At 63.4% G+C, this 25,597-nt stretch carries 22 protein-coding genes and 1 pseudogene; 11 read left to right on the top strand and 12 right to left on the bottom strand.

The features are described 5' to 3' along the window. Positions 1-98: 98 nt before the first annotated feature. From ettA to NKH38_RS20900, 3 genes are all read left to right on the top strand, one after another. The gene (gene ettA / locus NKH38_RS20910; protein ID WP_023688009.1) at positions 99-1,748 is read left to right on the top strand and encodes an energy-dependent translational throttle protein EttA; all 1,650 of its coding nucleotides are present in this window, start codon (positions 99-101) and stop codon (positions 1,746-1,748) included. Between the two features lie 49 nt (positions 1,749-1,797). Next, entirely contained in the window at positions 1,798-2,568 is a 771-nt protein-coding gene (gene tam, locus NKH38_RS20905) for a trans-aconitate 2-methyltransferase (RefSeq protein WP_352761929.1), read from the top strand. Positions 2,569-2,699: 131 nt separating this feature from the next. Continuing rightward, on the top strand, positions 2,700-3,821 hold the full coding sequence (locus NKH38_RS20900) for a beta-ketoacyl-ACP synthase III (RefSeq protein WP_352761950.1): 1,122 nt from the start codon (positions 2,700-2,702) through the stop codon (positions 3,819-3,821). On the opposite strand, the gene NKH38_RS20895 is transcribed toward NKH38_RS20900, so the two are convergent. Further along, positions 3,822-4,388, bottom strand: coding sequence for a methyltransferase family protein (locus NKH38_RS20895; protein WP_023668240.1), 567 nt, complete (start codon positions 4,386-4,388; stop codon positions 3,822-3,824). 196 nt (positions 4,389-4,584) lie between these two features. On the opposite strand from NKH38_RS20895, the gene NKH38_RS20890 reads away from it, so the two are divergent. Then, positions 4,585-5,196 carry an MOSC domain-containing protein gene (locus NKH38_RS20890; protein WP_352761928.1) on the top strand — a complete coding sequence of 204 codons (612 nt, stop codon included), beginning with the start codon at positions 4,585-4,587 and terminating at the stop codon, positions 5,194-5,196. A gap of 59 nt (positions 5,197-5,255) precedes the next feature. On the opposite strand, the gene NKH38_RS20885 is transcribed toward NKH38_RS20890, so the two are convergent. After that, on the bottom strand, positions 5,256-6,098 hold the full coding sequence (locus NKH38_RS20885; protein ID WP_352761927.1) for an SDR family oxidoreductase: 843 nt from the start codon (positions 6,096-6,098) through the stop codon (positions 5,256-5,258). Between the two features lie 145 nt (positions 6,099-6,243). Next, positions 6,244-7,206: a D-amino acid aminotransferase gene (locus NKH38_RS20880; RefSeq protein ID WP_352761926.1), complete on the bottom strand. Its 963-nt coding sequence runs from the start codon at positions 7,204-7,206 to the stop codon at positions 6,244-6,246. Between the two features lie 152 nt (positions 7,207-7,358). On the opposite strand from NKH38_RS20880, the gene NKH38_RS20875 reads away from it, so the two are divergent. After that, positions 7,359-7,865, top strand: a complete 507-nt coding sequence (locus tag NKH38_RS20875) for a hypothetical protein (RefSeq protein WP_023725376.1) — start codon at positions 7,359-7,361, stop codon at positions 7,863-7,865. A 6-nt stretch (positions 7,866-7,871) separates the two neighbouring features. Here NKH38_RS20875 and NKH38_RS20870 read toward each other — a convergent pair whose 3' ends face one another. Next, positions 7,872-8,186, bottom strand: a complete 315-nt coding sequence (locus NKH38_RS20870) for a DUF2293 domain-containing protein (RefSeq protein WP_352761925.1) — start codon at positions 8,184-8,186, stop codon at positions 7,872-7,874. Beyond that, positions 8,183-8,689, bottom strand: a complete 507-nt coding sequence (tsaA, locus tag NKH38_RS20865) for a tRNA (N6-threonylcarbamoyladenosine(37)-N6)-methyltransferase TrmO (protein WP_352761924.1) — start codon at positions 8,687-8,689, stop codon at positions 8,183-8,185. The genes NKH38_RS20870 and tsaA overlap by 4 nt, the downstream gene beginning before the upstream one ends. A gap of 167 nt (positions 8,690-8,856) precedes the next feature. Here tsaA and NKH38_RS20860 point away from each other — a divergent pair, with 167 nt between their 5' ends. Together NKH38_RS20860 and metF are read left to right on the top strand one after the other, a co-directional pair. Then, on the top strand, positions 8,857-9,879 hold the full coding sequence (locus NKH38_RS20860; protein ID WP_352761923.1) for an ArsR/SmtB family transcription factor: 1,023 nt from the start codon (positions 8,857-8,859) through the stop codon (positions 9,877-9,879). After that, positions 9,879-10,796 (top strand): methylenetetrahydrofolate reductase [NAD(P)H], encoded by a 918-nt coding sequence (metF, locus tag NKH38_RS20855; protein ID WP_023690856.1) that lies wholly within the window; start codon positions 9,879-9,881, stop codon positions 10,794-10,796. Before NKH38_RS20860 ends, metF begins: the two co-directional genes overlap by 1 nt. A gap of 449 nt (positions 10,797-11,245) precedes the next feature. Here the strand turns inward: metF and NKH38_RS20850 are convergent, their stop codons facing one another. Then, positions 11,246-12,163 carry a DMT family transporter gene (locus tag NKH38_RS20850; RefSeq protein ID WP_023682155.1) on the bottom strand — a complete coding sequence of 306 codons (918 nt, stop codon included), beginning with the start codon at positions 12,161-12,163 and terminating at the stop codon, positions 11,246-11,248. A 211-nt stretch (positions 12,164-12,374) separates the two neighbouring features. Here NKH38_RS20850 and NKH38_RS20845 point away from each other — a divergent pair, with 211 nt between their 5' ends. Continuing rightward, positions 12,375-13,595, top strand: a complete 1,221-nt coding sequence (locus tag NKH38_RS20845) for an alanine racemase (protein WP_352761922.1) — start codon at positions 12,375-12,377, stop codon at positions 13,593-13,595. Here NKH38_RS20845 and NKH38_RS20840 read toward each other — a convergent pair. Next, positions 13,592-14,323, bottom strand: coding sequence for an SDR family oxidoreductase (locus NKH38_RS20840; protein WP_352761921.1), 732 nt, complete (start codon positions 14,321-14,323; stop codon positions 13,592-13,594). The genes NKH38_RS20845 and NKH38_RS20840 overlap by 4 nt on opposite strands. Positions 14,324-14,450: 127 nt before the next feature. Between NKH38_RS20840 and NKH38_RS20835 the strand changes: the two genes are divergently transcribed. Next, a complete protein-coding gene (locus NKH38_RS20835) occupies positions 14,451-15,350 on the top strand; it encodes a LysR family transcriptional regulator (protein ID WP_023668252.1) in 900 nt (299 codons plus the stop codon). 25 nt (positions 15,351-15,375) lie between these two features. Here NKH38_RS20835 and NKH38_RS20830 read toward each other — a convergent pair whose 3' ends face one another. Next, positions 15,376-16,605: a lytic murein transglycosylase gene (locus NKH38_RS20830; RefSeq protein ID WP_352761920.1), complete on the bottom strand. Its 1,230-nt coding sequence runs from the start codon at positions 16,603-16,605 to the stop codon at positions 15,376-15,378. A 32-nt stretch (positions 16,606-16,637) separates the two neighbouring features. Next, the gene (locus NKH38_RS20825; protein ID WP_502896603.1) at positions 16,638-17,435 is read right to left on the bottom strand and encodes a glycoside hydrolase family 25 protein; all 798 of its coding nucleotides are present in this window, start codon (positions 17,433-17,435) and stop codon (positions 16,638-16,640) included. A 283-nt stretch (positions 17,436-17,718) separates the two neighbouring features. Here NKH38_RS20825 and NKH38_RS20820 point away from each other — a divergent pair, with 283 nt between their 5' ends. Further along, on the top strand, positions 17,719-19,098 hold the full coding sequence (locus NKH38_RS20820; protein WP_352761919.1) for a serine hydrolase domain-containing protein: 1,380 nt from the start codon (positions 17,719-17,721) through the stop codon (positions 19,096-19,098). 124 nt (positions 19,099-19,222) lie between these two features. On the opposite strand, the pseudogene NKH38_RS20815 reads toward NKH38_RS20820, so the two are convergent. The 3 genes and pseudogenes from NKH38_RS20815 to NKH38_RS20805 all read right to left on the bottom strand — a co-directional run. Continuing rightward, a pseudogene (locus NKH38_RS20815) lies at positions 19,223-19,879 on the bottom strand (class I SAM-dependent methyltransferase); the annotation flags it as partial. After that, positions 19,876-21,174 carry a BtaA family protein gene (locus NKH38_RS20810; protein WP_352761918.1) on the bottom strand — a complete coding sequence of 433 codons (1,299 nt, stop codon included), beginning with the start codon at positions 21,172-21,174 and terminating at the stop codon, positions 19,876-19,878. The pseudogene NKH38_RS20815 and the gene NKH38_RS20810, both read right to left, overlap by 4 nt. A gap of 31 nt (positions 21,175-21,205) precedes the next feature. Then, on the bottom strand, positions 21,206-25,165 hold the full coding sequence (locus NKH38_RS20805; RefSeq protein ID WP_352761917.1) for a hydantoinase B/oxoprolinase family protein: 3,960 nt from the start codon (positions 25,163-25,165) through the stop codon (positions 21,206-21,208). 177 nt (positions 25,166-25,342) lie between these two features. Here NKH38_RS20805 and NKH38_RS20800 point away from each other — a divergent pair, with 177 nt between their 5' ends. Then, complete coding sequence (locus tag NKH38_RS20800; protein WP_023668260.1) at positions 25,343-25,540, top strand: hypothetical protein; 198 nt, start codon at positions 25,343-25,345, stop codon at positions 25,538-25,540. Positions 25,541-25,597 lie beyond the last annotated feature (57 nt).

Below are 25,597 nucleotides of genomic sequence, written 5' to 3'. Positions count from 1 at the left end.
AAATGGCAAAAGCGATTGCCGTTCGGCCCGGCATCGCCTACATAGCGGCCAACCTCCATTCAATCCGACATTTCGGTCAATCATCAAGGAAAGCGCGCGTGGCACGCCAGTTCATCTATCACATGGCCGGCCTCAACAAGGCCTATGGCACCAAGAAGGTGCTTGAGAATGTCCATCTCTCCTTCTATCCCGACGCCAAGATCGGCATCCTCGGCCCCAACGGCTCGGGCAAGTCGACGATCCTCAAGATCATGGCCGGGCTCGACAAGGAGTGGAACGGCGAAGCCTGGCTCGCCGAAGGCGCCACCGTAGGCTATCTCGCGCAGGAGCCGGCGCTCGATGCCAACAAGACGGTGTTCGAGAACATCATGGAAGGCGTCGCCGCCAAGACCGCCATCATCGAGCGCTACAACGAATTGATGATGAACTACTCCGACGAGACGGCTGACGAGTCGGCCAAGCTCCAGGACGAGATGGACCGGTTGAACCTGTGGGATCTCGAACAGCAGGTCGAGATGGCGATGGAAGCGCTGGGCTGCCCGCCCAAGGATTCCGAGGTCACCAAGCTTTCGGGCGGTGAGCGCCGCCGCGTCGCGCTCTGCCAGCTGCTGCTGCGTCAGCCCGACCTCTTGCTGCTCGATGAACCTACCAACCATCTCGACGCCGAGACCACGGCGTGGCTGGAAAAACACCTGCGCGCCTATCCCGGCGCGGTGATGATCATCACCCACGATCGCTATTTCCTCGACAATGTCACCGGATGGATTCTCGAGCTCGATCGCGGCCGCGGCATCCCCTATGAGGGCAACTACACCAAGTACCTCGAAGCCAAGGCCAAGCGCCTCAAGCAGGAAGGTCGCGAGGACGACGCCCGCCAGCGCGCCATCGGTCGCGAACGCGAGTGGATCCAGTCCAGCCCGAAAGCCCGCCAGACCAAGTCCAAGGCGCGTATCCAGGCGTTCCAGGACCTGCTGGATGCAGCCGACAAGCGGCGGCCGAGCGATACGCAGATCGTCATTCCGCATGGCGAGCGGCTCGGCAATGTGGTGATCGAGGCGGAAGGCCTGTCGAAGGGCTTTGGCGACACGCTTTTGATCGAAGGCCTGGAATTCAAGCTGCCGCCGGGCGGCATCGTCGGTGTCATCGGCCCGAACGGCGCCGGCAAGACGACGCTGTTCCGCATGATCACCGGCCAGGAAACGCCGGATGCCGGCTCTGTCCGCATCGGCGAAACGGTGAAGCTCGGCTATGTCGACCAGAGCCGCGATGCGCTCGATCCGTCAAAGACGGTGTGGGAGGAGATTTCCGGCGGCGCAGAAGTAGTCAAGCTCGGCAAGTTCGAGGCCAACACGCGCGCCTATTGTGCGTCGTTCAACTTCCGTGGCGGCGACCAGCAGCAGAAGGTCGGCAACCTCTCCGGCGGCCAGCGCAACCGCGTGCATCTGGCAAAAATGCTGAAGACCGGTGGCAATGTGCTGCTGCTCGACGAGCCGACCAACGATCTCGACACAGAAACGCTGGCGGCGCTCGAAGACGCGCTGGAAAATTTTGGTGGCTGCGCCGTCATCATCTCGCATGATCGTATGTTCCTCGACCGTCTGGCCACGCACATCCTGGCCTTCGAGGGCGACAGCCATGTCGAATGGTTCGAGGGCAATTTCGAGGATTACGAGCAGGACAAGATCCGCCGGCTCGGCCCCGAGGCCGTCAACCCGCACAGGATGACGTACAAGAGGTTGACGCGGTAAGGGAGCAACCGGGGCGGCGAATTTCTCAACTGATACGAGGAAAGCTCAAATGGCCGATTGGTCCGCCGCCCAATATCTGAAATTCGAGGATGAGCGCACGCGGCCCGCGCGCGATCTTGTTGCGCAGGTGCCGGTGGATTTCCCGCGCCGGGTGGTCGACATCGGCTGCGGCCCGGGCAACTCGACCGAGCTGCTGGTCGAGCGCTGGCCGGATGCTGAGGTCATCGGTTTCGATACCTCTCCCGACATGATCGAAAAGGCGAGGGCGCGCCTGCCCAGCGTCAATTTCGACCTCGCCGATGCCTCGACATGGCGACCGGCCGAGCCGGTCAACGTCATCTTCGCCAACGCGGTATTCCAGTGGCTGCCCACCCACCCGGTAGTGTTTCAGCGGCTGATGGGCTTTCTCGCCCCCGGTGGCGCGCTCGCCGTCCAGATGCCCGACAATCTGCTTGAGCCGTCGCATCAGGTGATGCGCGAGACGGCCGCCGAAATGCCGTTCGCCGCCAAGATGGCAGGTGCTGCGCGCGGACCGCTGCCGGCGGTGTCGTTCTATTATGATCTCTTGTCGCCGCTCTCCGACCGGGTGGATATCTGGCATACGGCCTACAATCATCCGCTGACCGACGCCGAGGCGATCGTCGAATGGGTGAAGTCGACGGGGCTGAAGCCTTTCCTCGATCCGCTGGACGCCGACGAGCGCAAGATCTTCCTCGACAGCTACACGGCCAAAATTGCCAAGGCCTATCCGAAGACCGCAAACGGCAAGGTGCTGCTGCGCTTCCCGCGCATTTTCATCGTCGCCAAGCGGGCCGGCTAGCACTCCCGATGACATCCGGCCACAGCCTATGGTTTAAGCCGGCGTAAACCGGTGGGGTGAGAAAAGTGTTGTGTCGCGCCCCCTGGTCGTTCACATGAGAACGACAACGCCTGCGCATGGACGGACTGGATATGCATCGCGTCATCATCAGCGGCATCGGCGTTGAAATCCCTGAAGCCAAGATCACCAATGAAGAACTGGTCGCCAGTTTCAACGCTTGGGTCGACACGGAGAATGCGCGCCGGCAAGGCCCGGATGAGACGCTGCTGCAGAAATCCGACAGCGCCTTCATCGTCCATGCCTCAGGCGTCCAGACCCGGCATGTCATCGAGCGCGAAGGCATTCTCGATCCGACCCGCATGGCGCCGCGCATTCCGGCGCGGCCCGATGATGCGCTGTCGCTGCAGGCCGAGTTTGGAGTGGCCGCGGCCCGGAAGGCGCTCGACCATGCCGGCCTGAAGCCGTCCGACATCGACCTGGTGATCTGCTCGGCCTCGCACCAGCAACGGCCCTATCCGGCGATCGCCATCGAAATGCAGGAGGCGCTGGGCACCAAGGGCGCCGGCTTCGACATGGGGCTTGGTTGTTCATCGGCCGCGGCCGCCTTGCACATTGCGGCCAATCTCGTGCGGGCGGGTGCGCACAAGCGCGTGCTGGTGGTCACGCCGGAGATCATCACCGGCCATCTCAATTTCCGCGATCGGCAGACGCATTTCATCTTCGGCGATGCATCGGTGGCGATGGTGGTCGAGGGGCTGGGCGAGGGCGAGAGGCGGCCGGGGCGTTTCGAGGTGCTGGACACGCGCACCTGGACGCAGATGTCGAACAATATCCGCACCAATCTGGGCTATCACACCCGCACCGCCCAGGACGATCCTTACATGATCAACCTCGAAGGCAATCTGATCAAACAGGTCGGCAACAAGGTGTTCAAGGAAGTCACCGTCGCCGGCCACAAATTCATTGTCGAATTCCTCGCCGAACACGGGCTGACGCCGCAAGCCATCAGGCGCTTCTGGCTGCATCAGGCCAATGCGCGCATCAACGCCATGATCCTGAAACTGGCCTTCGGCCACGAGGTTGACCACGACCGCGCGCCGATGGTGCTGGAGCGGCTCGGCAACACCGCCGGCGCCGGCGCCATCATCGCGCTGTCGGAAAACCACGCCGACATGAAGCCCGGCGATTTCGGCGTGCTGTGCGCCTTCGGCGCCGGCTATTCGATCGGCGGCGCGCTTTTGCGGATGCTGTAATCAGGCCGGCATGAACGGCACCAGCATCGGTACGCTGCGGGCATAATCGTCATAGGCGTTGCCGAGTTCTCCGCGCAGAAAGCGTTCCTCCAGCCTTGCCTTCATGACGATGCCGATGGTGAGAAGAATCGCGCCGGCGATTCCCCAGACCGTGCCTTTGGCCGCCATTGTGGCAAGCATCGCCAGAAGCAGTCCGGTATAGATCGGGTGGCGGACCATTCTGTAGGGACCGGTGTCGACGACACGGTGCTCGGCCTTGGCCGTCACCGAAGCCGACCAGAGACGGCCGAGATGCAACCGCGCCCACCAGGCGAACAACAGGCCAACGGCAACAAGCCCTGCGCAGATCCACGCTTCGGCAAGGGTCGGAAACCAGAATCGCAGCCGGCCGGCATAGCCATGCGCGGGAATGAACAGCAGCACCGCGCCGATCAACCACAAAGCGCGATAGCGAAGCTCCTCCTGGATGCCGGCACGCTTTTTCGCCGGGTCGGCCCAGAAGGCGGCTAGAAACCAGGACACGACCCAGATCAGCCAAAGCAGCGCGATTGCAGTCCCGGGACGCATGGAAACCTCCGCAGACTTGTCTCACCATGAGGCCGGTGCAGCACGGCGGCAATGCGGCGCAGTACGATAGGATATGCGATCCGCGGTAAGAAGATCGTGATCGGCTGCCATCAGCCCGCTTGATCGGATCATCATTGCTTTGGACTGGACCGGGCTCGTGGCTATCGCTAATGCGACCTTGCACAAGGAGTAAGCCATGCTGGATCTTTTCCCTGAGGCTCCGATCGAGATCATTTCAGCGCGAAAACTCGTAGCCAGGGTGACGGCGCTCTACGCCGCACCGTCGAATCACTTCCAGACGCGCCCGGTGGAAGCATTGCAGCTCGGTTTCGAAGGCATCGACGGCGACTTCCACGCCGGCGCCACCCGTCGTTCGGGCGGTCGCGAACCCTGGTATCCGCGCGGCACCGAAATCCGCAACGAGCGGCAGATATCAATCGTAGCAGGGGATGAACTCGCCGTCATTGCCGAGCGGATGGGGCTGGCCGAGATCAAGCCGGAATGGATCGGCGCCAATCTGCTGATCGAAGGCGTGCCGCATCTCTCGATGCTGCCGTCAGGCACGCTGCTGTTCTTTAGAGGTGGCGTGACGATCAAGGTCGATGCGCAGAACGGGCCTTGCCGGCTTGCTGGACGTTCGATCGCCGAAAACGCCGGGATGGCCGATCGGGAGGCCGGCGCGCTGGCCTTCCCGAAGGCGGCGAAACGGCTGCGCGGCCTCGTTGCCTGGGTCGAGAAACGGGGTCGTATGACAACAGGGGAAGAGATCTCGGTGCGCGTGCCCGAGCAGTGGATTTATCGATCCTAGTACCGGGCTAGGGCACGGGCTGCGCCGCCGGGGCGACGCAGCCGGATTTCAAGACGCGCTCAGGCCGCCTTGCGGTTCTTCTTGGCGCCCTGCGCCTCGACGGAAACGTGGTCCCACTTTTCCCACAGCGCGATGCGGTTGGCGTATTCCTGCTTGATCATCGGCAGGCCGCCATCGCCGAAGAAGACGCGCAGCGGCGGCTCGGCCGCGTCGACGATTTCAAGCATCGCCGGTCCGGTGGCCTCGGGGTCGCCGGCGACCGAGTTGGCGCGGCGTTCCGCCATCTTGGCGCGGGCCGGCGCGTAAGCCTCGATCGCTTTGGAGACCTTGGCCGAGGCGCCGGACCAATCGGTGGAGAAGCCGCCCGGTTCGACAAGCGTCACATGGATGCCGAATTCGGCGACCTCGATGCTGAGCGACTGGCTGAAGGCTTCGAGCGCCCATTTCGAGGCATGGTAAAGGCCGAGCGACGCAAAGGCGTTGACGCCGCCGATCGACGAGATCTGGATGATGTGGCCGGAGCCCTGCGCCCGCATGATCGGCAAAGCCGCCTGGGTGACCCAGAGCGCGCCGAACACATTGGTTTCGATCTGGTCGCGGGCTTCCTGTTCGCTGACTTCCTCGATGGCGCCGAAATGGCCATAGCCGGCATTGTTGATGACGACGTCGAGCCGGCCAAAGCGCTTGTGCGCCTCGGCGATGGCCGCATCGACGGCCTTCTTGTCGGTGACGTCGAGCTTGATCGCGGCGACATTATCGCCGTATTTCGCGACGAGGTCGGCGAGCGTGCCAGCATCGCGCGCGGTTGCGGCGACACGGTCGCCGCGAGCGAGTGCGGCCTGGGCCCAGACTCGGCCAAAGCCTTTCGACGATCCGGTGATGAACCAAACGTTGCTTGTCATGACGTGGAATCCTTTCCCATGCGGGCCGTGAACTGGGAAGCGGAGGCTTCTCCGCTTCCGCGATATACGGTGCGTCGAGCGATTTTCCAGAGGCGAGGGGGAATCTTTTTGGTCACGACATCGTGTGGAGCAGGACCTTCGCCGGTCAGGGATAGCGCACCGGGCTCGACCAGGCCGGGTCGTCATGCTTTTGCCAGTAGAGCGCCATCAAGCGCTTTGTGATCTCGCCTATCTTGCCGTCGGCGACAGCAGCGCCGTCGATCACTGTCACCGGCATGATGCCGCCGGCGGTGGAAGTGATGAAGACTTCGTCGGCAGCCTTCAGCGCGGCAACGCTGACGTCGACGGCCGTGGTGGGAAGCGCTGCCTCGGCGCAGAGGTCGAAGACGGTGCGCCTGGTGATGCCGGGCAGCACGCCGGCGGCTGGCGTCGACAGCCTGCCGTCCTTGACGCAGAACACGTTGAAGCCGGGGCCTTCGGCGACATTGCCGTTGAAGTCGAGAATCAATGCGGTTTCGGCCCCACGGTCATAAGCGTCGTAGAGGCCGCGCACGAGGTCGAGCCAGTGATAGTTCTTGATCGCCGGATCGATCGAAGCCGGCGGAATGCGCACCTTGTCGCTGATGGCGACATGCAGGCCGCGCCGCAACTGCTCGGCATTGGCGACCGAGCCGAAGGGAACTGCGAAGGCCATGAAGCGGTTGACCGCCTGGCGCGGATCGCGGCTGAAGGTCGGCGAGGCGCCGCGTGTGCACAGCATTTCGACATAGGCGGCGCGATGGCCCGACAGCGCCACGCAATTGTGCAGAATCTCGGCCACACCATCGCGGTCGGATGGGATCGTCATGCGCAGTTTTTGCAAGCCGGCGAAGAAGCGGTCGAGATGCAGGTCGAGTCGGAAGAAGCTCCCGTCCCAGACATGCACGGTGTCGTAGGTGGCGTCGGAATGCAGAAAGCCCCAATCCAGCACCGAGATCTTGGCTTGCGACATCGGCAGATACTGACCATCGAGAAAGGCGATGCCGTCGGGATAGGAATGCGGATCGATATGGCGATCCGACAAAGCCGGCAATGGCACAATGCTACCGGCTGCTGCGCTTCGGTTCATGGCGATTGGTCCCTTCGGCTTGATGCGGCAGATTCAAGCTAGTGGTCCCCTGCAGGCGGCATAGGGCCACCCAACCATCGCTGTTTGTCCTAGGTAGCACATTCGATATGCCCTATGGTCCGGCTTGAAAATATCCGGCCGGGAGGGGCAAAATGGGCAGATCTTTTCGGACCATCAGCTTTGCAATTTTCCTCGTCTTCGTCACTGGCCATGCCTTCGCGCAATGCGCTCGCGAGGGCGAGGCGCTGTGCCAGAACGGCCAGACCTATCGTTGCGAGAAGACGGGCAGCGAGCTGACGCCGATCTTTCAGAACGTGCCTTGCGAGGTCAACGCGGCGGGGCTCAACGGCGTCTGGACCGGCAGCGGTCATCAAAGTCCGGCCGGTGCTGCCGGTGCCGATTGGGCGATCGCCATGACCATCGGCGATGGCGCCGCGTCGATCGACTATCCGTCGCTCGGCTGCGGCGGATCCCTGACCCAGATTTCGCGGGACGACAGCTCGGCCGAATACCGGGAAAACATCAGCTACGGCCAGGACAAGTGCATCGACGGCGGCGGCATCACCGTCCGTTTCTTCAAAGGGAACCTGTCCTGGACCTGGGTTGGCCAGGCGGACGGCCAGCCCTACAATGCGGTTGCCGTATTGAAGCGACGGTAGCTGAAGTTATTCCTCTTCGTCCTCTGCATCGAGCAGGCGCGTGGCGCGCCAACGGGTCAGCACCATGTTTGTTTGCTCGATGATGAAGAACCGCGCCGAGTCGCGGTCATAGCCCTCGGCCAACAGCTTTTCATAGTCGGTATGGCCGTGCCTGACATGGGCGATCGTCGCCAGCCAGACCGCGATGCCCGGCGGCAGCGTCTTCATGTGCACGGCGCCGGCCTCGGTGCGAATTTTCTCCATATCGGCATAGGGCGCCAGGGGCAGCAGTGCGGTCAATGCCTTGGCGATGGCGCGGCGGCGGCCGGTGGGCGCACTCATTTTTCGTCACGCCCGGCAATGGTCGCCTCGGGAAAGGCGTCGGTCGAGGCGAAATAGGGCTTGATGTCGATCACTGGCGTGCCGTCGAGAACATCGATGGCGTCGATGGCGATGCGGCCGTTGTCGATGTCGACGGCGATCAGCCTGGCGATATGCAGCCCGACTGGGTTCGGCCGGGCAGGGGAGCGCAGCGAGAAAACGCCTTTCGGCTTAGCCGCATGGCGGGGTTTCTGCACAATCAGTGCCCGCGGCGCGTGATGCAGCCAGGACAGGATGACGATGTGGCTGGCCCGCTCCAGCGCAAGCAGGCCGTCGCGATAGGCAGGGTCGATGAGAACCGTGGCCGCCTGTCCGGCCTCGCGCGCCGCGCGCATGTTCTTCGGGCAGGTTTGCCTGGATGTCCATGGCGAGGCGATGCGGCCGATGAACACGATATGGCCATCCGCCGGCATGTCAGCCGGGTCGGTCTGCAGGAGCTTTTCGCCGTCGCGCTTCTCGAACATGGCTTTCGCCCTAGCACAAGTTTCCAGCCGATCGTCAGGGAAAAGCGGTTCTCTCGGGCGGGGATCATGTGTGCGGCATTTTCTTGTCAGGAAGCGACATAGGCCTTGCCATGTCGTCAAAGCTGACATAAACATATGTTTATATCTTTTTCAACGAGAACGCGCCGATGCATGTTTCGCTCGATACGATGGTTGATACGTTGAAGGCTGCGGCCGAATCGAGCCGGCTCCGCATCCTGGCGCTGCTGTCGCGCGGCGATCTCACCGTGTCCGACCTCACCGAGATCCTCAGCCAGTCGCAACCGCGGGTGTCGCGGCATTTGAAGCTGCTGCTGGAGGCCGGGTTGATCGGCCGCTACCAGGAGGGCTCGTGGGCCTTCTTCCGGCTGTCGGATACGGATTCCGCGCGCGACTTCGTCATGGGGCTGGTCTCTGGCATTCGCGGCGCCGATCCACAGGTCGAGCGCGATCTCGAGCGGTTGGCATCGGTCAAGCGCAAGCGCCAGGACCGTGCCGCCGAGTATTTCTCCGAGAACGCCGCCAGCTGGGATCACATCCGCTCGCTGCATGTGCCGGACCGCGCGGTGGAAGCCGCACTCCTCAAGCTGGTCGGCAAGCGGCCATTCCAGTCGATGCTAGACCTCGGCACCGGTACCGGGCGGCTGCTGGAGATATTTTCGCCGCTCTACCGGCGCGGTGTCGGCATCGACATGTCGCGCGAAATGCTGACGGTGGCGCGGGCCAATCTCGACAAGGCAGGCATCGCCAATGCCCAGGTCCGCCAAGGCGACATTTTCGCGCCGCCGGTCGAGCGCGACGCCTTCGACCTCGTCACCATCCATCAGGTGCTGCACTATCTGGACGATCCCGCCCGCGCCATCCGCGAGGCGGCAAGGCTGCTGCGCCCGTCGGGCCGGCTGGTGATCGTCGATTTCGCGCCGCATGCACTGGAATTCCTGCGCGACCAGCATGCGCATGTCAGGCTGGGCTTTTCCGACCGCCAGATCTCCGAATGGTTTGCCGATGCCGGGCTCGATCTCGAGGATGCCCAGGAATTCGAGCCGCGCGGCGGCAGCGAAGCCAGGCTCACCGTCAAGCTGTGGCTCGGCCGCGACCGCCGCATGCTGATCGCCGAGCCTTCAAATGACACCCAACCCACCAAAGCGTACCCTATGGGGGAAATCGCCTGATGAACCAGTTCCGCTTTTCCCGCCGTCCCGACATTGGCGACAAGGTCCGCGTCTCCTTCGAGTTCTTCCCGCCGAAGACCGACGAGATGGAAGCCAGGCTCTGGGACACCGTTACCAGGCTGGAGCCGCTGAAGCCGAGATTCGTCTCGGTGACCTATGGCGCCGGCGGCTCGACGCGGGAGCGCACGGCGCGCACGGTCAAGCGCATCCTGAACGAGACGGCGCTGACGCCGGCGGCGCACATGACCTGCGTCGACGCCGCCCGCCATGAGGTCGATGCCGTGGTCCGCGAATTCGCCGATATGGGCGTGAAGCGCTTCGTTGCGTTGCGCGGCGATCCGGCGGCGGGTGTCGGTACGGCCTACCGGCCGCATCCCGATGGCTATGCCAATGGCGCCGAACTTGTCGGAGCGCTGAAGGACGCCGGCGATTTCGACATCTCGGTCTCGGCCTATCCCGAAAAGCATCCGGAAAGCCCCGACTTCGCCACCGACTTCGACATGCTGAAGCGCAAGGCCGACAATGGCGCGACGCGGGCGATCACCCAGTTCTTCTTCGACAACGATCTCTACGAGCGTTATGTCGAGAAGGCGCGCCGTGCCGGCATCTACATCCCGATCGTGCCTGGCATCCTGCCGGTGCACAATTTCACCCAGGTCGCCAATTTCTCGGCGCGCTGCGGCGCGCTGGTGCCGGCATGGCTGGCCGAGCGTTTCGAAGGGCTGCACAACGATCCGCAGACGCATGCGCTCGTGGCGTCTGCCGTGGCGGCCGAGCAGGTGCTCGATCTCGTCGAGCGCGGCGTCAGCGACTTCCATTTCTACACCATGAACCGGGCCGACCTGGTGTTTGCCATCTGCCATATGATCGGCATCCGCTCCCACGAAACAGAGGCAGCTGGATCCGCCGCCGCCTGAGCTTCATCGTGGTATGAAATCTGAAATGCAAAAGGCCGGGCGAAACACCCGGCCTTTCGAATTTGTGGGCTATTGCTGCTGTTCTTCCGCTCCGGCGGTTACGGAAGAACACCTATGATAAGGGCGCCAATGAAGGCAAATGCAGCACAGATCATCAATGCGTTGATTGGCCTCGTAAGTCCCATGTCATAGTCTCCTCTTCAAGAGCTATGGGTGGAGTCTAGGGGCATTTGTGCCACAGGCAAGCGGAAAATATGCTGCAATGCGACGCGATTGTGGAATTTGCGACCTGCCACCTGTCGTTAAGCGTTGAAACTCTTCGGCAAAAGCCGCTGGCAGCCTGTGAATAAATTGTGACGCGGCCGTGGCGAAAGCGAGGCATGGCAGCGCTACCAGACCTAAAGCGCGTCGTTGTCCCAAAACCGCTGCGCACTTTTGGTCGACAGGCATTAGCGCCGACCAAACAACCGCCCGTCGATCGTCACCAGGCCAAGCGCGATCAGCGCCATGCCGCAGAACTCGAACAGAGCGAGCCGCTCGCCGAGGAACAGGAGGCCGAGTAGGATGGCGCTGGCCGGGACGATGAGCGTGACCAGCGAGGCGTTGGTGGCGCCGGCCGAGGCGACGAGGTTGAAATAGAGGATGTAGGCGAAGGCGGTGGAGAGCAGCGCCAGCGCCAGCACCGCCGTCCAGACCGGCGGCGAGGCCGAGAACAGGCCGGCCGGGCCATAGGTGAGCAGCACCACCGGGATCATGATGATGGTCGACGCCGTCAATTGTCCGGTGGCGATGACCGGCGAGGGCACGCCCTTGAAGCGGCGGGCAATCATCAGCGCGACGGCGTAAGACAGCGAGGCGCCGATCAGCGCGAATTTCGCCCAGACCGGGCCGCCGAGCCCGGCCAGCAGGCCAGGGCCGATCATGACAGCGGTGCCGGCGATGCCGAGCCCGATGCCGGCAAGCTTGTTCCAGGAGAGCTTTTCGTCCGCTGTCAGCGCGTTGGCGAGGATCAGCGTCCAGAACGGCGTCGTCGCATTGAGCACCGAGGCGACGCCGGCGCCAAGCGCGGTCTGGCCGGCAAAGATCAGCGAGAACGGGACGACATTGTTGGCGAGCGCCAAAAGGAAAAACAGGCCGGCATGCGGGAAGGCGAGACGGAAGGACGGACCGCGAATGCCGAGATAGAGCTGCAGTGCAATGGCCGCGATGGCAACGCGAAACAGCACCAGCACCAGCGGGTGCATTTCGGCAACGGCGATGCGGGCAAAGAAGAACGAGCCGCCCCAGATGGCGCCGAGCAGCAGAAGCTGTCCCCAGTCCCTCAGCGTCATCGGTCCGCGCTGCACGGCTGTCGTGGCTATTGCCATCGTGAACGTCCTTCCCCGCGGCATCAATGCCAGCCACTCAGGCAGAAGGCATATCGGGTCCGGCGACAAGAGCCACCCGAAACCTGATTGCTGGCAACAGTGCTGCCAGGAGGGTGCGCCGCTGGGTCAGTGCCCGCCAGACACAGAATTGTTTTCTTTGGCCGCTAGCTTGGATTAATTGTGCGCAGCCGAGAAGTCAGGGGATTCGTCCATGCAGCGATTCGAGAATGCCCGCGAGGCGGCGCTGGCGCTTCGGCCGGACGATCCGGTCTACTGCTTTCGCCCGCAGGTGCTGAAGGCGGATGCCAAACAGTTCATGGGCATGTTTCCCGGCAAGACCGCCTACGCAGTCAAGACCAATGGCGAGCAGATCGTGCTGAAGGCGCTGGTCGAAGCCGGCGTCACCGCCTTCGATGTGGCCTCGCCCGGCGAGTTCGCCGCAGTGCGCGCCGTCTCACCCGACGCCGAGATGCTCTACATGCATCCGGTCAAGGCGCAGTCGGACATCAAGCTTGCGCTGGAAAAATACGCCATCCGGGTCATTTCGCTCGACCATGAGGACGAGATCACCAAGCTGACGCGGGTGGTGCGGGCGCTTGACATCGATCCGGGCTCCATCAGCGTGTTCGTGCGAATCCAGACCAAGGGTTCGGCGGCCTATGAACTGTCGAAGAAATTCGGCGCCGGGCCGGCCTATGCGGTGGAACTCGCCGAGCGGCTCAACCGCACCGGCTACAAGGTCGGCCTGTGCTTCCATGTCGGCAGCCAGATCGAGGATCCCGACACCTATGAACGGGCGCTGTCCTCCGCCGATTGGGTGCGCAACCGGCTGACCTTCGACATTGCGGGGCTCGATGTCGGCGGCGGCTTTCCCGCCGAGTACGGCCATGACCCCAATCGCAAGCAGATCGAGATGCCGTCGCTCGGCCAGATCATGTCGCGGCTGTCGGGCGACCTCAGGGAATACCAGTTCGACCAGATCCCGTTGGTGGCCGAGCCCGGCCGGGTGATCGTGGCGCGCTGCCTCTCGCTGATCGTGCGGGTGCTGCTGCGCAAGGGCAAGCGGCTCTACATCAATGACGGCATCTGGGCGTCGCTGTCGGATTCTTGGACCGGCAAGATCACACTGCCGGCCCGCTTCATCCCCGATCCGGCGATCCGCTCGCGCAATGGCGAGGAGAAGAACATCGTGCCGTTCAAGGTCTGCGGCGCGACCTGCGATTCCGTCGACATCCTGTCGAGGCCGTTCTGGCTGCCGGAAACCGTCGACACCGGCGACTGGATCGAGATCGGCCATATCGGTGCCTATTCGCTGTCGCTGAGAACCCGCTTCAACGGCTTTTATCCCGATACCTTCGTCGAGGTGACGACACCCTTCGATGAAGGCGATGCGCCGCAGGGATTCGCCAGCCTAGAGACGATGGCGGACTAAGCGACCCCGCCACCGGCCTGGATATTCTCGCCGGTCAGCCAGCGGGCCTCGTCGCTGGCCAGGAAGACCGCGACATCGGCAACGTCGCGGGGCGCGCCGATCCTGCCAAATGGAGACATGCCGGCCGCCACGGCGCGATCGCGCTCGGGAAGCAGGTCCGTGTCGGTGAAGCCAGGCGACAGCGCATTCACGGTGATGCCGCGCGGTCCGAGTTCACGCGAGAGCACACGGACGAATTGTTCGACGGCGCCCTTGCTGCCGAGATAGAGCGCCGTTTGCGTGAAGAACATCTTGGTGCCGCCGGTGGAGACCGCGATGATGCGGCCGCCGTTTCGCACACGGCGCGCTGCTTCCTGAAGCACGAAGAACGTGCCCTTGGCATTGGTGCCGAAGACATGGTCGAAATCGGCTTCGGTTGCCTCCGTCAGAGGCTTGATGACGGCGACGCCGACATTGGCAACCACGATGTCGATCGCGCCGAACTCACTCTCAGCCTCGTCAAACAGGCGATGAATATCCGAGACGCTTGATATGTCGGCCTGGACGGCGATCGCCATTCCTCCCCTGCCGGCGATGGCGGCCACGACCTCGTCAGCGGCTTCGTGGTTGCCGACATAGTTGACGACGACGGCAGCGCCCTTGGAGGCGAGTCCTTCGGCGATGGCTCGCCCAATGCCGCGCGAACTGCCGGTGACGAGTGCGGTTTTGCCTCGCAAGGACTTGGGCATGATACGTTTCCTTCAATCATTCAGGCCCGTGCCGGTTTCAACGGGTCCGCTAGTCGAGAAATAGGGCCATGCAACTGATCAGATAATGGCCTATTATCTGACTAGCTTGTTAATCTAGGGATACACAATGCGCGGTTCTGAATTCGCCGAGCTCAAGGCATTCGCCGCAATCGTGGAAGAGCGTAGTTTCGTCCGCGCCGCCGCCCGGCTGCGTGTTTCCCCGCCGGCGCTCAGCCAGTCGATCCGGCAACTGGAGGCTCGCATCGGCGTCAGGTTGCTGAATCGCACGACGCGTAGTGTTTCACCCACTGGTGCTGGCGAGACGCTGTTTGCGCGCCTTGCCGTTGCGTTCGAAGAGCTAGAGGGCGCCGTAGCGGACATTCATGCCGCGCGTGATCGGCCGGCGGGTTCGCTACGAATAAACGTGCCGCGTGTTGCCGCGGTGCGGTTCATCGGCCCGATCCTTGGCGACTTCCAACGCGCCTATCCTGATATCGCGCTGACCGTCATCGTCGACGATACGCTGACCGACATTGTTCGAGGACGGTTCGATGCCGGAATCAGGCTTGGCGAGCGGCTGGAGAAGGACATGGTGGCAGTGAAACTGAGCGGGGATTTGCAGATGGCGGCGGTGGCCGCTCCCGTCTATCTCGAAAATCGGGCCATACCGCGCCATCCGCAGGAGTTGCATCAGCACCAATGCATAAAATTCCAATGGCCTGGTGGCGGCAACCTCTATCGATGGGAGTTCGCGCGCGGCAAACGGTCTCTGGAAATCGCCGTCGAGGGCAGCCTGACTGTCAACGACACCGAGCTGATGCTGAACGCGGCGCTGGGTGGAGCAGGCGTTGCCTACATGATCGACTATCAGGTCCAGTCCTGGATCGATGCGGGCAGGCTGATGAGATTTCTAGAGCCCTGGTCGCCCAGCTTTCCAGGCTTCTTCCTGTATCACCCGAGTTCGAGGCACGTCCCCCCGGCTTTGCGGGCATTTATCGACTTCGTCCGGGCAAGGAGTAGGGAATAAGGAACCCAGCTTGGGCAGATTCTACTCACAGTTTCCCCAAAAGCTCCGGCGTCGGCCAGCCGTCTACCGGCATGCCGAGCCGCATCTGTTCCTTGCGGATGGCTTCGCGGGTGTTGGTGCCCAGAATGCCGTCGACGGTGCCGACGTCATAGCCCCTGGCTTCGAGCTTGGTCTGCAATTCCTTCATCTGGTCGCCATTGAGCCCGGTTTCGGGATTGCGCGGGTCGAACTGCTTTGCCCCGGCCAGCCGGCTGGCGAAGTTGGCGGCGGTCAGCGCGTAGGTGAAGGACTGGTTCCATTCGAGATAGACGTCGAAATTGTCGTAGGCGAGGAAGGCCGGACCTTTGCGGCCCATCGGCAGCGCCAGGCCGGCCTTCAGGCCATTGTCGATCAGCGGCGTGCCATCGGGGTTGGCGACGCCCCAGGCGGCCCATTGCGACAGCGGCAGCTTGTTGGTGCGGCCGGTCTGCTCCCAAGGCATGTCCTCGGGCACGCGCACTTCCTCGATCCAGGGCTGGTCGCGTTTCCAGCCGCGCGACAGCACCTTGTTGGCCGTGGTCATGATCACGTCGGGCACACTGCGCCTGAGATCGACGATGCCGTCGCCATCGCCGTCGACGCCGCGCGCGAGATAGTCGGAAGGCAGGATCTGCGTCTGGCCGATCTCGCCGGCCCAGGCACCGGTGACGTCGGCCGGAACGACGCCGCGATCGATCAGCGTCAACAGCGGCACCAGTTGCGGCCGAAACAGCTGCGGCCGGCGGCAGTCGTGCGACAGCGTCACCAATGCGCTCAGCGTGTGGAAATCGCCCTGTACGGCGCCGAAATCGGTCTCCAGCCCCCAGAAGGCGGTGATGATCGGCGCCTGGACACCGAACTGCTGGTCGGCGCGCGCAAAGATTTCGGCGTATTTCTTCAGATTGGCCGCGCCCTGCTTCAGCCGGTAGGCCGAGATCATGCGGTTGGAGAACTGGATGAAGGTCTGGGCGAAGACGCCCTGGGCGCGGTCACGCGCCAGCACCTTGTCGTCGATGGTGGCGGCTTCCAGCGCGTCAAGGCCGACAGCGCCGACACCGGCCGCCCTGGCTTCCGCCGCCACGCCTTGCTTCCAGGTTTCGAAGTCGCCGCCGCATTCCTGCGCCGCCGCCGGCACGACCGCGGCGCCGAGCAGCAGGGCCGCGAGCAGCCCGGAGCGCAGGCGGCTCTTCGACTGTTTCCGGCGTGGATATCCCAGTGGTTGCAGGTAGGTGCGCATGGGACGTCGAAAAGCAGGCGGCAGAGCCGGTGTCAACGGGTGTTCTGCCGCAGCCACTTTTTCCAGGCTGCCTCAGTGCCGTTGAAGACGTTGATATCGGACTTGCCGGTCATGCCGGGAACGATACCGGTTCCGGTGTATTGCCAGAAGGTGAAAGGGTGGCTGCCGTACTTCTGGCGGGGGTGGCCGGCCACCGAGCGCAGCCAGTAGGGATAGCCGCGGAACGTCGAAAGGTCGTTATCGTCGAAGAAGTCGACCGAGGTGTAGATGATCGGCTTCTTGCCATAGTGCCGCTCGATCATCTCGAGAAAGGTGGTCATTTCGGCCCGCACCGTCGCCGAATCCGGGCGCAGCCGGCAGGTCGGCGATTGCGGGTTCCACTCCATGTCGAGCACCGGCGGCATGGCCGAGCGGTCGACGGGCACGTTCTGGATGAACCAGCGCGCCTGGGTGGCGGCCGGCGTGCAGAAATAGAAGAAATGGTAGGCCGCGCGCGGAATGCCATTGGCCTTGGTGCGGGACCAATGCTCGTTGAAATACTCGTCGAAACGGTCGCCGCCCTCGGTCGCCTTGATGAAGGCGAAGGAGATGCCGCTGGCCCTGGCCGTCGGCCAGTCGACCGAGGTCTGGTATTTGGAGACGTCGGTGCCGTGAACGGCATAGTTCCAAGGCGCGCCGCTATCCCATTCATGCGGCTTGGAATCTTCGAAACGCGGTGCGCGCACGGCAACCGTCGGGCTGCTGGATGGCGACATCGAGGGCACGAGATCGCCGGCGGTCGAGCAGGCGGCCAGCAGCGTCAACGTGATGAGGGCCGCGAAACGGCGCATCGCATTTCCCGAGCCGGAATCAGCCGGTCGCTGTTGGGTTGTCGTTGCAGGTGCCCCTCAGGCGATCGCCCCACAGCATCGCCTGATACGCTATTTTCGTGCATGTCGTTGTTCCAAAACCGCTGCGCACTTTTGGGCGACATGCACCAGTGATCGCCGATCATGGTTGATAACAGGTTGACGGCGCTCGACAAGAACACCGATTTTGCGGAAGCAATGGCGGCAAATCGATGACATAAATCGGGCCGCAAGCCACGGGCAGCGGAAAAGCAGGGACGGAAAGATGCGGATCGCCGTGAAGATCATCAAATGGCTGCTCGGCCTGGTCGTGTTGGCCATAGCCGCCCTGTTTACCTGGCTCTACGTCGCGCCGCCCGAACTGATCCGCGTCGGTTCCGGCTATTCCGCCAAGATTGTCTGCTCGAATGTTTTTATCGCCGGCCGTGATCCCAATGAGGTGCTTGCCATCGACGTGCAGGCGCCCGGCCATCCGCTTCTCAGGCTGATGAAGGTGTCGGTCGACAAGAACAGGGGGACCGTCTCGGCCGGGCTGCTTGGCTTCCTCGGCAAGAGCGTTGCCGTTGCGCGCGCCGGCCTGGGTTGCGCCTCGGTTCCCGATGGCGACGTCGGCAAGGCACGGCGCACGTCAATCCCTGCCGAGGCGTCGGCGGCCACCAAGGGCGATCTGTGGCCCGAGGGAGATCGAGTCGATGCCTCGCAAAATCCCGAAATCGACAAGATCCTCGACGGTGCGGCGATGACCGGCATCGGCATGCGCGCCGTGGTGGTGGTCAAAAATGGCCGCATTGTTGCGGAGCGTTATGGCGACGGCTTTTCGGCGAAAACGCCGCTGCTGGGCTGGTCAATGACCAAGACAGTCAACGCCGCGCTCGTCGGCACGCTGGTCAAGGACGGCAAGATGGCGGTGACCAATCAGGGCCTGTTCGGCTCATGGAAGGCGGACGGCCGCGCCGCCATCAGCCTTGCCGATATGATGGCGATGTCGAGCGGACTCGAGTTCAACGAGGATTATGGCGACGTTGCCGATGTGACGCGCATGCTCTACCTCGAACCGGATATGGCGGGCTTCGCCGAGGCCAAGCCGCTGACCGGCGACGTCGGCAAGGTCTTTTCCTATTCGAGCGGCACGGCGGTGATGCTGTCGCGGCTGTGGCAGGGTGCTATCGGCGACAAGGAAAAGGCGCTGATGTGGCCAAGGGCAGCGCTGTTCGGGCCGCTCGGCATGCAAAGCGCGGTGCTCGAAACCGACGAGGAGGGTACCTTTGTCGGCTCATCCTACCTCTATGCCACGGGGCATGACTGGGCGCGGTTCGGCCAATTCCTGCTGCAGGGCGGCGTCTGGAACGGCAACCAGATCCTGCCGGCCGGTTTCGTCGACTGGATGCGCGAACCGGCACCGGCCTCGAAAGTCTACGGCAAGGGGCAACTTTGGATCGAAGCCCCGGGGGACGAAGGAAATCCCGGCGCCGGCGTCGCCGCCGGCCTGCCCAACGATACCTACTGGATGGAGGGCCATGACGGCCAGACGGTCGCCATCATCCCGTCGGAGCAACTGGTGGTGGTGCGGCTGGGGTTGACGCCGGCCAAGCTCGGCTACCGGCCGCAGGTGATGGTCGGCGCGCTGATGAAGGCACTGCGCTAGCTCCCTTTATCCTCCCCTTGATGGGGAGGGTCGGCGCGTAGCGCCGGGGCGGGGTGCCTGGCACTTCACCCCCACCCGCGCCTTCGGCGCGACCTCCCCCATCGAGGGGGAGGTAAGAGTGCGCGATCTTGACGACCGCCAGCCAGGCATAGCCGCGATAAAGCGCGCGAAAACAGAAGCTTGCGCCGGTTCGCCGAGATTCCGATTCCAAGACTTCGCGCAATGATTCACGTGGCGTGACATGGAATTTCTTGAGCCAGCCGCGCAGCAATGTCCGGAACCAGTTGGGCAAGCCTTCCTGCTGGCCGAAATCGACGACATGCAGCGAGCCGCCGGGCGCGAGTGCCGCAAGGGCTGCCGAAACCGTCTTTTCCCAACCGGGGATCATCGACAGCGAATAGGACACGAAGATGCGGTCGAAGCGCTCGACGCCGAACAGCGTCTTGGCGTCGAAATCGGTGGCGTCGCCGCGCGCCAGCACGACGCGGCCGGACAGGCCGTCGCGGCCGATCGCCTTGCCGGCGGTCTCCAGCATCTCAGCCGAGATGTCGAGGCCGTAGAGGCGGGCGTCGGGATAGTGGCGGGCGGCAAGCGCGATGTTGCGGCCGGTGCCGCAGCCAAGTTCGAGCACTCTGCCATTCGCCGGCACATCCAGCCCGACTATCATCTGGTCGCGGCCAAGCAGATAGTATTTGCGGGTCAGGTCGTAGATATGGCGTTGCCAGCGATAGACGCCGTCCATCAGTTCGGCATGGTCGGCCGGCAGCCCGCTCGCGCTCATGCCGCGCGCTTCACATAGAGGTGGAAGCCGCCATAGATGGCCGAGCGGTCGCGGGCCGAACAGTCGCGCGAGGCCTCGTCCTCGTAGGTCCACTGGTCGAGCAGCGAGATCGAGACGCGGCCCGGCAGCAGGCTGGGCTCGGCGGCGGTACGGAAGATGACTCGGGCGCCGACCGAGGCGGTGCGGGTGATCTCCGACCAAAGGGCATTGAGCTGGTCGTCCGTCATCCAGTCCTGCGCGTCGAGCAGGACGAAACGGTCGACGGTGCTTGCGTCCTTGCCGGCCAGAAATTCGATCAGATTGGCGTGGTGGATGCCGACGCGATCGACATTGTTGCGGATCGCCTTGTAGTTGGCCTCTTCTAGATAGGCGGGCAGGGCGGCCTCGCCCGGATTGGGATAGCGACGGGCGAAGGCTTGCCAAGCGAAGTAGTTGTTCTTCAGCGGAAAATCGCAAGCGAGCTTTTCCAGCCGGGCCTTCAGCACGCTGGCCATCGAACCATCGCCCGAGGTGATCAGCGAATCGTACTGCGCCGGCGGAATGCCGAGGCCGAACAGCGAAGCCTTGCGCGAGGTAGCCCAGCGCAACAGCTTCTTGTCCAAGACCGGCGCCAGCTCTTCGTTGAAGAAGCGGCGCTGGTCGGCGAGGCTCTTCGACGCCATGATACCGGCGGGATCGACGCCGAAGAATTTGGCGATGCGGTGGCCCATGGCGATGAACAGGCCGAGCAGGCCGGTCTGGTAGAAATTGCGGTCGAAGACGGTGATGCGCCGGCGGCCGCGCCAGCTGCGACGCTCCCAATAGTGGCGGCTGACCGGGTCGAGATGCGGCGCGATGAAGCGGTCATAGGCTTGCGAATTGTGGTTGGTGTCGGCGACGCCGAAGAAACGGAACAGATCGCCCTGCGAGGGCAGATGGCGCACCGCCTCCAGCTTCATCCGGTTCAAGGCGATGTGGGCGGCGTTGAGGTCGACCGCATCGACGCGTTCAGGCGAGCGGGTGAGGTAGGCGAGGATGTTGCAGCCGCCCGACGCTATGGTGACGACGCGGTGACCCTGGCCAAGCTGCATGGCCTCCATGTCGACTTCAGGGTCTTCCCAGATCTGCGGATAGACGAGACCGGAAAACAAGAGGGCGAACAGCCGCTCCGAGATGCCGGCCTTCGACAGCGGGCGGTTCTGGTAGACGGCTTTTCCAACTTCCTTGCCGCGGCGAAAAACGAGATCCGAGGAGACGTCCGTCATGGCAAAGTGATTCCCCATTTGTTTTGCCGCAAGCGGGTAACTCAGGGGCATGACAGGCGGGTGACAGGCTGTTGACGCGAGTTCAGGCCTCGCCAAACCCACCCGGCGTCGGCGTGGTCAGGATGACGGCCTCGCCGGCTTCGAGCACGGTCTGGTCGCAGGCCTTCAGCGTCTCGACGCTGCCGTCGTTGCGGCGGACCTTGGTCGAGCCGACCTCGCCGTCACTGCCGCCATCGAGGCCTTGCGGCGGGCGGTTGCGGTGCGAGGACAGGATGGCGCATTCCATCTTTTCGAGGAAACGGATCGTCCGCCTGGTGCCGTCACCGGCATCCCATTTGCCTTTGCCGCCGGAGCCCTCGCGAATGTGGAAATCCTCGAGCAGCACGGGAAAGCGCAATTCCAGCACCTCCGGGTCGGTCAGGCGCGAATTGGTCATGTGGGTGTGGACGCCGGATGTCCCGGCAAAGCCGCGGCCGGAGTTCATCCGGCCTGCCGGCGAACCGGAGCAGATGGTCTCGTAATACTGGTACTGCTTGTTGCCGAAGGTCAGGTTGTTCATCGTGCCTTGCGCATTGGCCATGGCACCCATGGCGCCGAACAGCGCGTTGGTGACGTGCTGCGAGGTCTCGACATTGCCGGCGACGACGGCGGCGGGGTAGGCGGGCTTCAGCATCGAGCCTTCGGGGATGATGATGTTGATCGGCCGCAGGCAGCCGGCATTCATCGGGATCATGTCCTCGACCATGACACGGAAGGCATAGAGCACGGCGGCGCGGGCGACGGGCTCGGGCGCGTTGAAATTGTTCTTCTCGACCTTCGAGGTGCCGGTGAAGTCCACGGTCGCCTCGCGCTTTTGCCGATCGACGGTAATCTTCACCTTGATCACCTGGCCGGTGTCGGTCGGGTATTCGTACTCGGAACTATCGGGCAGACGCTCGAGCACGCGGCGCACGCTTTCGGCGGCATTGTCCTGGACATGGCCCATATAGGCTTCGACGACGTCGAGGCCGAAATGGGCGACCATCTTGCGCAGTTCGGCCACGCCCTTTTCATTGGCGGCGATCTGCGCCTTTAGGTCGGCGATGTTCTGATGCGGGTTGCGGGCGGGGTAGGGATGGTCGGTGAGCAGCGTCTGCAGCTCCGCCTCGCGGAATTTTCCGCGATCGACGACGCGGAAATTGTCAAATAGCACGCCTTCCTCATCGACAGTGGTGGCGAGCGGCGTCATCGAGCCGGGCGCGGTGCCGCCAATATCGGCGTGATGGCCGCGTGAGGCCGCCCAGAACAGGATTTCCTCCCCCCTAGAAGGGGAGGTGGCGGCGGAGCCGCCGGAGGGGGTCGCTGCGGCAGTGCTCGACGCCCTTGCGGTGCCTTCTGAGAGGACCCCACCCGGCCGCTGCGCGGCCACCCTCCCCTCGAGGGGGAGGGAAAAGACCGGCGTCACCACGGTGATGTCGGGCAGATGCGTGCCGCCATTGTAAGGTGCGTTCAGCGCAAAGACGTCGCCGGGGTGGATGTCGCCGGAGTTCAGCCGGATGATGGTTTCGACTGAGCGATCCATTGAGCCGAGATGCACCGGCATGTGTGGCGCGTTGGCGACCAACGCGCCGTGGCGGTCGAAGACGGCGCAGGAGAAATCCAGCCTTTCCTTGATGTTGACGGAATAGGCGGTGTTCTGCAGCGTAACACCCATCTGTTCGGCGATCGACATGAAGAGGTTGTTGAAGACCTCCAGCATCACCGGATCGGCTTCGGTACCGAGGGCAGCCGTGCGCACTTTCCGTTCGGTGCGGCGGATGACGACGTGATTGAGGTTGGTGATTTCGGCCCGCCAGCCCGGCTCGACGACGATGGTCTGGTTCGGCTCGATGATCAAAGCGGGGCCTGCGACCAGGTTGGATGGGCGCAGATTTTCGCGACGATGGATGCCGGCTTCGAGCCACCGGCCCTCGGTGTAGATGCGCCGCGTTCCAGACGCGCTGGCCTCAGCCCTTGCCGGTCCGGCGGGCGCAACGGCTTCGGCCGTGGTCTCGACGATCTCGGCGCCTTCCACGCCAACGGTCTCGACGATCATCGGCTTGTCATCATAGACGAACCCGAACTGCGCCTTGTGGGCGATTTCGAAATCGCGCCTGGCCTGGAAGATCGAGTCGCCTTCGAAATTCACCGGCAGCGTGGTGTCGGTGCCGTCATAGCGGATGTGCAGCACCGGCTTTGCCGCAATCTTGTCCTCGGCGATGCCTTGCGCTGCCAATTCGGCGATGACGGCTTTTTTCAACGTGCCGATGAGGCTGCCGATCTGGGTCCTGGATTCTTCGGCAAGCGGCTTCAGGAGCGCCTGCTGGCGCGACGCGAAAACCGACGACAGGCCGATACCATAGGCTGAGAGCAGACCGGAGAAGGGGTGGATCAGTACCGCCTCCATGCCGAGCGCGTCGGCAACCAGGCAGGCATGCTGGCCGCCGGCGCCGCCAAAACAGTTCAAGAGATATTCGGTGACATCGTAGCCGCGCTGCACGGAGATCTTCTTGATAGCATTGGCCATGTTTTCCACCGCGATGGTAACGAACCCTTCTGCGACGGCTTCCGGCGTGCGGCCATCGCCGATTTCGGCGGCGAGCGCAGCGAATTTTTTATGCACGGCTGCGACGTCCAGCGGCTGGTCCTGGCCTGGGCCGAAAATTGCCGGGAAGAAATCGGGCTGCAGCTTGCCCAGCATGACATTGGCGTCGGTGACGGCCAGCGGGCCGCCGCGCCGGTAGGCGGCGGGGCCAGGATTGGCGCCGGCGGAATCCGGGCCGGCGCGGAAACGGCCGGCTTCGTAGTGCAGGATCGAGCCGCCGCCGGCAGCGACGGTATGGATGCGCATCATCGGCGCACGGATGCGCACGCCGGCGACCTCGGTGTCGAAGGCGCGCTCATACTCGCCGTCATAATGGGCGACGTCGGTCGAGGTGCCGCCCATGTCGAAACCGATGACTTTCTCGAATCCGGCGAGTTTCGCCGTCTCGACCATGCCGACGACACCGCCCGCCGGGCCGGACAGCAGCGCGTCCTTGCCCTGAAACATGTCGGCGGCGGTAAGCCCGCCCGACGACATCATGAACATCAGGCGAGGGTTTTCCCTCCCCCTCGAGGGGAGGGTGGCGGCGGAGCCGCCGGGTGGGGTTGGATCGACCGGGCTCAGCGCATTGGCGGTGCCTTCCGAGAGGACCCCCTCTGGCCGCTTTGCGGACTGCCCTTCGCTATGGCTCCGGGCGTTCGTCGCTGAAAAAGCCAAATCGTTGGCTTTTTCTCGGCCTTTGGCCGACCGCTCCTCACCCCCCACAAGTGGGGAGATTGGCGTCGCGCCCAGTTCTCCCGCCACCCTTTGCACATAGCGCGACAGGATCGGCGACAGATAGGCATCGACCACGGTGGTGTCGCCGCGGCCGACCAGCTTGATCAGCGGCGAGACCTCATGGCTGACCGAGACTTGGCTGAACCCGATCTTGCGGCAGACTTTCGCCACCGCCTTCTCGTGGTCGGGATATTTCCAGGCATGCATGAAGACGATGGCCACCGCATCGATGCCGTCAGCCTTCGCCTGTTCGATGGCGGGGCGGCAGGCGGCGATGTCGAGCAGGCGCTCGACCTCGCCATTGGCGCGCACACGCTCGTCGATCTCGACGACCCGCTCGTAGAGCTGTTCCGGAAGGATGATCTCCTTGGCGAAGATGTCCGGCCGCGCCTGATAGGCGATCTTCAGCGCATCGCGAAAGCCCTTGGTGATGAGCAAAAGCACACGGTCGCCGTTGCGCTCCAGCAGCGCATTCGTGGCAACGGTGGTACCCATCTTGACGTCACCGACCAGGCCCGGAGGAATAGCGGTGCCGGATTTCAGCCCCAGAAGCTCGCGGATGCCGGCTATGGCCGCGTCGGGATAGGCTTCGGGATTTTCCGACAGGAATTTCCTGGGATGCAAACCGCCTTGCGGATCACGTCCGATCACGTCGGTGAAGGTGCCGCCGCGGTCGATCCAAAAATCCCATTTCTTGTCCACGCAGAACTCCGGCATTGCATTTGGGTCCAGACTGTTAGTTCGGCATCGCCCGGCCCGCAATCGGTAGTGCGCGGATGTTACATCAGGAAACGCAACGTTACGAAACTCATGGCCGTTTGATGCATTTTGCCTTCGACCGTTCACCGCAACGTGAGCGTGTGTTGAAGGAGAGATGTCATGAAAAAGCTCATTCTTGCTTCCGTTTCCGCCCTGGCCCTGTTCGGCGTTGCCGCCTGCAGCGACAGCGGTACGGATAACACCACCACCCAGAGCACCAATCCGCCAGCCGCCGAGCCCATGAAGCCGGCGACGCCGGATGCACCGAAGCCTGCAGAACCGGCTCCGGCAACACCTGCTCCTGCCCCCGCGCAGTAGCAGCAGTCTCGGTCACTTTGACGTGACGAGAGAGGAGGCCGGCTTCGCGCCGGCCTT

It is taken from the genome of Mesorhizobium sp. M1078 (assembly GCF_040318615.1).
Taxonomy (GTDB): domain Bacteria; phylum Pseudomonadota; class Alphaproteobacteria; order Rhizobiales; family Rhizobiaceae; genus Mesorhizobium.
The sequence above is the reverse complement of the archived record's forward strand: the minus strand, read 5'-3'. Positions and strand labels throughout refer to the sequence as shown.

What these genes read in the sequence shown, in the direction of transcription:
- metF (WP_023690856.1), top strand. Translation starts at nt 9,879, where the DNA reads ATGAACCAGTTCCGCTTTTCCCGCCGTCCCGACATTGGCGACAAGGTC.
- NKH38_RS20895 (WP_023668240.1), bottom strand. Translation starts at nt 4,388, where the DNA reads ATGCGTCCCGGGACTGCAATCGCGCTGCTTTGGCTGATCTGGGTCGTG.
- NKH38_RS20900 (WP_352761950.1), top strand. Translation starts at nt 2,700, where the DNA reads ATGCATCGCGTCATCATCAGCGGCATCGGCGTTGAAATCCCTGAAGCC.
- NKH38_RS20850 (WP_023682155.1), bottom strand. Translation starts at nt 12,163, where the DNA reads ATGGCAATAGCCACGACAGCCGTGCAGCGCGGACCGATGACGCTGAGG.
- NKH38_RS20820 (WP_352761919.1), top strand. Translation starts at nt 17,719, where the DNA reads ATGCGGATCGCCGTGAAGATCATCAAATGGCTGCTCGGCCTGGTCGTG.
- NKH38_RS20890 (WP_352761928.1), top strand. Translation starts at nt 4,585, where the DNA reads ATGCTGGATCTTTTCCCTGAGGCTCCGATCGAGATCATTTCAGCGCGA.
- tam (WP_352761929.1), top strand. Translation starts at nt 1,798, where the DNA reads ATGGCCGATTGGTCCGCCGCCCAATATCTGAAATTCGAGGATGAGCGC.
- NKH38_RS20800 (WP_023668260.1), top strand. Translation starts at nt 25,343, where the DNA reads ATGAAAAAGCTCATTCTTGCTTCCGTTTCCGCCCTGGCCCTGTTCGGC.
- NKH38_RS20860 (WP_352761923.1), top strand. Translation starts at nt 8,857, where the DNA reads ATGCATGTTTCGCTCGATACGATGGTTGATACGTTGAAGGCTGCGGCC.
- NKH38_RS20810 (WP_352761918.1), bottom strand. Translation starts at nt 21,174, where the DNA reads ATGCCCCTGAGTTACCCGCTTGCGGCAAAACAAATGGGGAATCACTTT.
- NKH38_RS20840 (WP_352761921.1), bottom strand. Translation starts at nt 14,323, where the DNA reads ATGCCCAAGTCCTTGCGAGGCAAAACCGCACTCGTCACCGGCAGTTCG.
- tsaA (WP_352761924.1), bottom strand. Translation starts at nt 8,689, where the DNA reads ATGTTCGAGAAGCGCGACGGCGAAAAGCTCCTGCAGACCGACCCGGCT.
- NKH38_RS20830 (WP_352761920.1), bottom strand. Translation starts at nt 16,605, where the DNA reads ATGCGCACCTACCTGCAACCACTGGGATATCCACGCCGGAAACAGTCG.
- NKH38_RS20825 (WP_502896603.1), bottom strand. Translation starts at nt 17,435, where the DNA reads ATGCGCCGTTTCGCGGCCCTCATCACGTTGACGCTGCTGGCCGCCTGC.
- NKH38_RS20835 (WP_023668252.1), top strand. Translation starts at nt 14,451, where the DNA reads ATGCGCGGTTCTGAATTCGCCGAGCTCAAGGCATTCGCCGCAATCGTG.
- NKH38_RS20885 (WP_352761927.1), bottom strand. Translation starts at nt 6,098, where the DNA reads ATGACAAGCAACGTTTGGTTCATCACCGGATCGTCGAAAGGCTTTGGC.
- NKH38_RS20845 (WP_352761922.1), top strand. Translation starts at nt 12,375, where the DNA reads ATGCAGCGATTCGAGAATGCCCGCGAGGCGGCGCTGGCGCTTCGGCCG.
- NKH38_RS20870 (WP_352761925.1), bottom strand. Translation starts at nt 8,186, where the DNA reads ATGAGTGCGCCCACCGGCCGCCGCCGCGCCATCGCCAAGGCATTGACC.
- NKH38_RS20880 (WP_352761926.1), bottom strand. Translation starts at nt 7,206, where the DNA reads ATGAACCGAAGCGCAGCAGCCGGTAGCATTGTGCCATTGCCGGCTTTG.
- NKH38_RS20875 (WP_023725376.1), top strand. Translation starts at nt 7,359, where the DNA reads ATGGGCAGATCTTTTCGGACCATCAGCTTTGCAATTTTCCTCGTCTTC.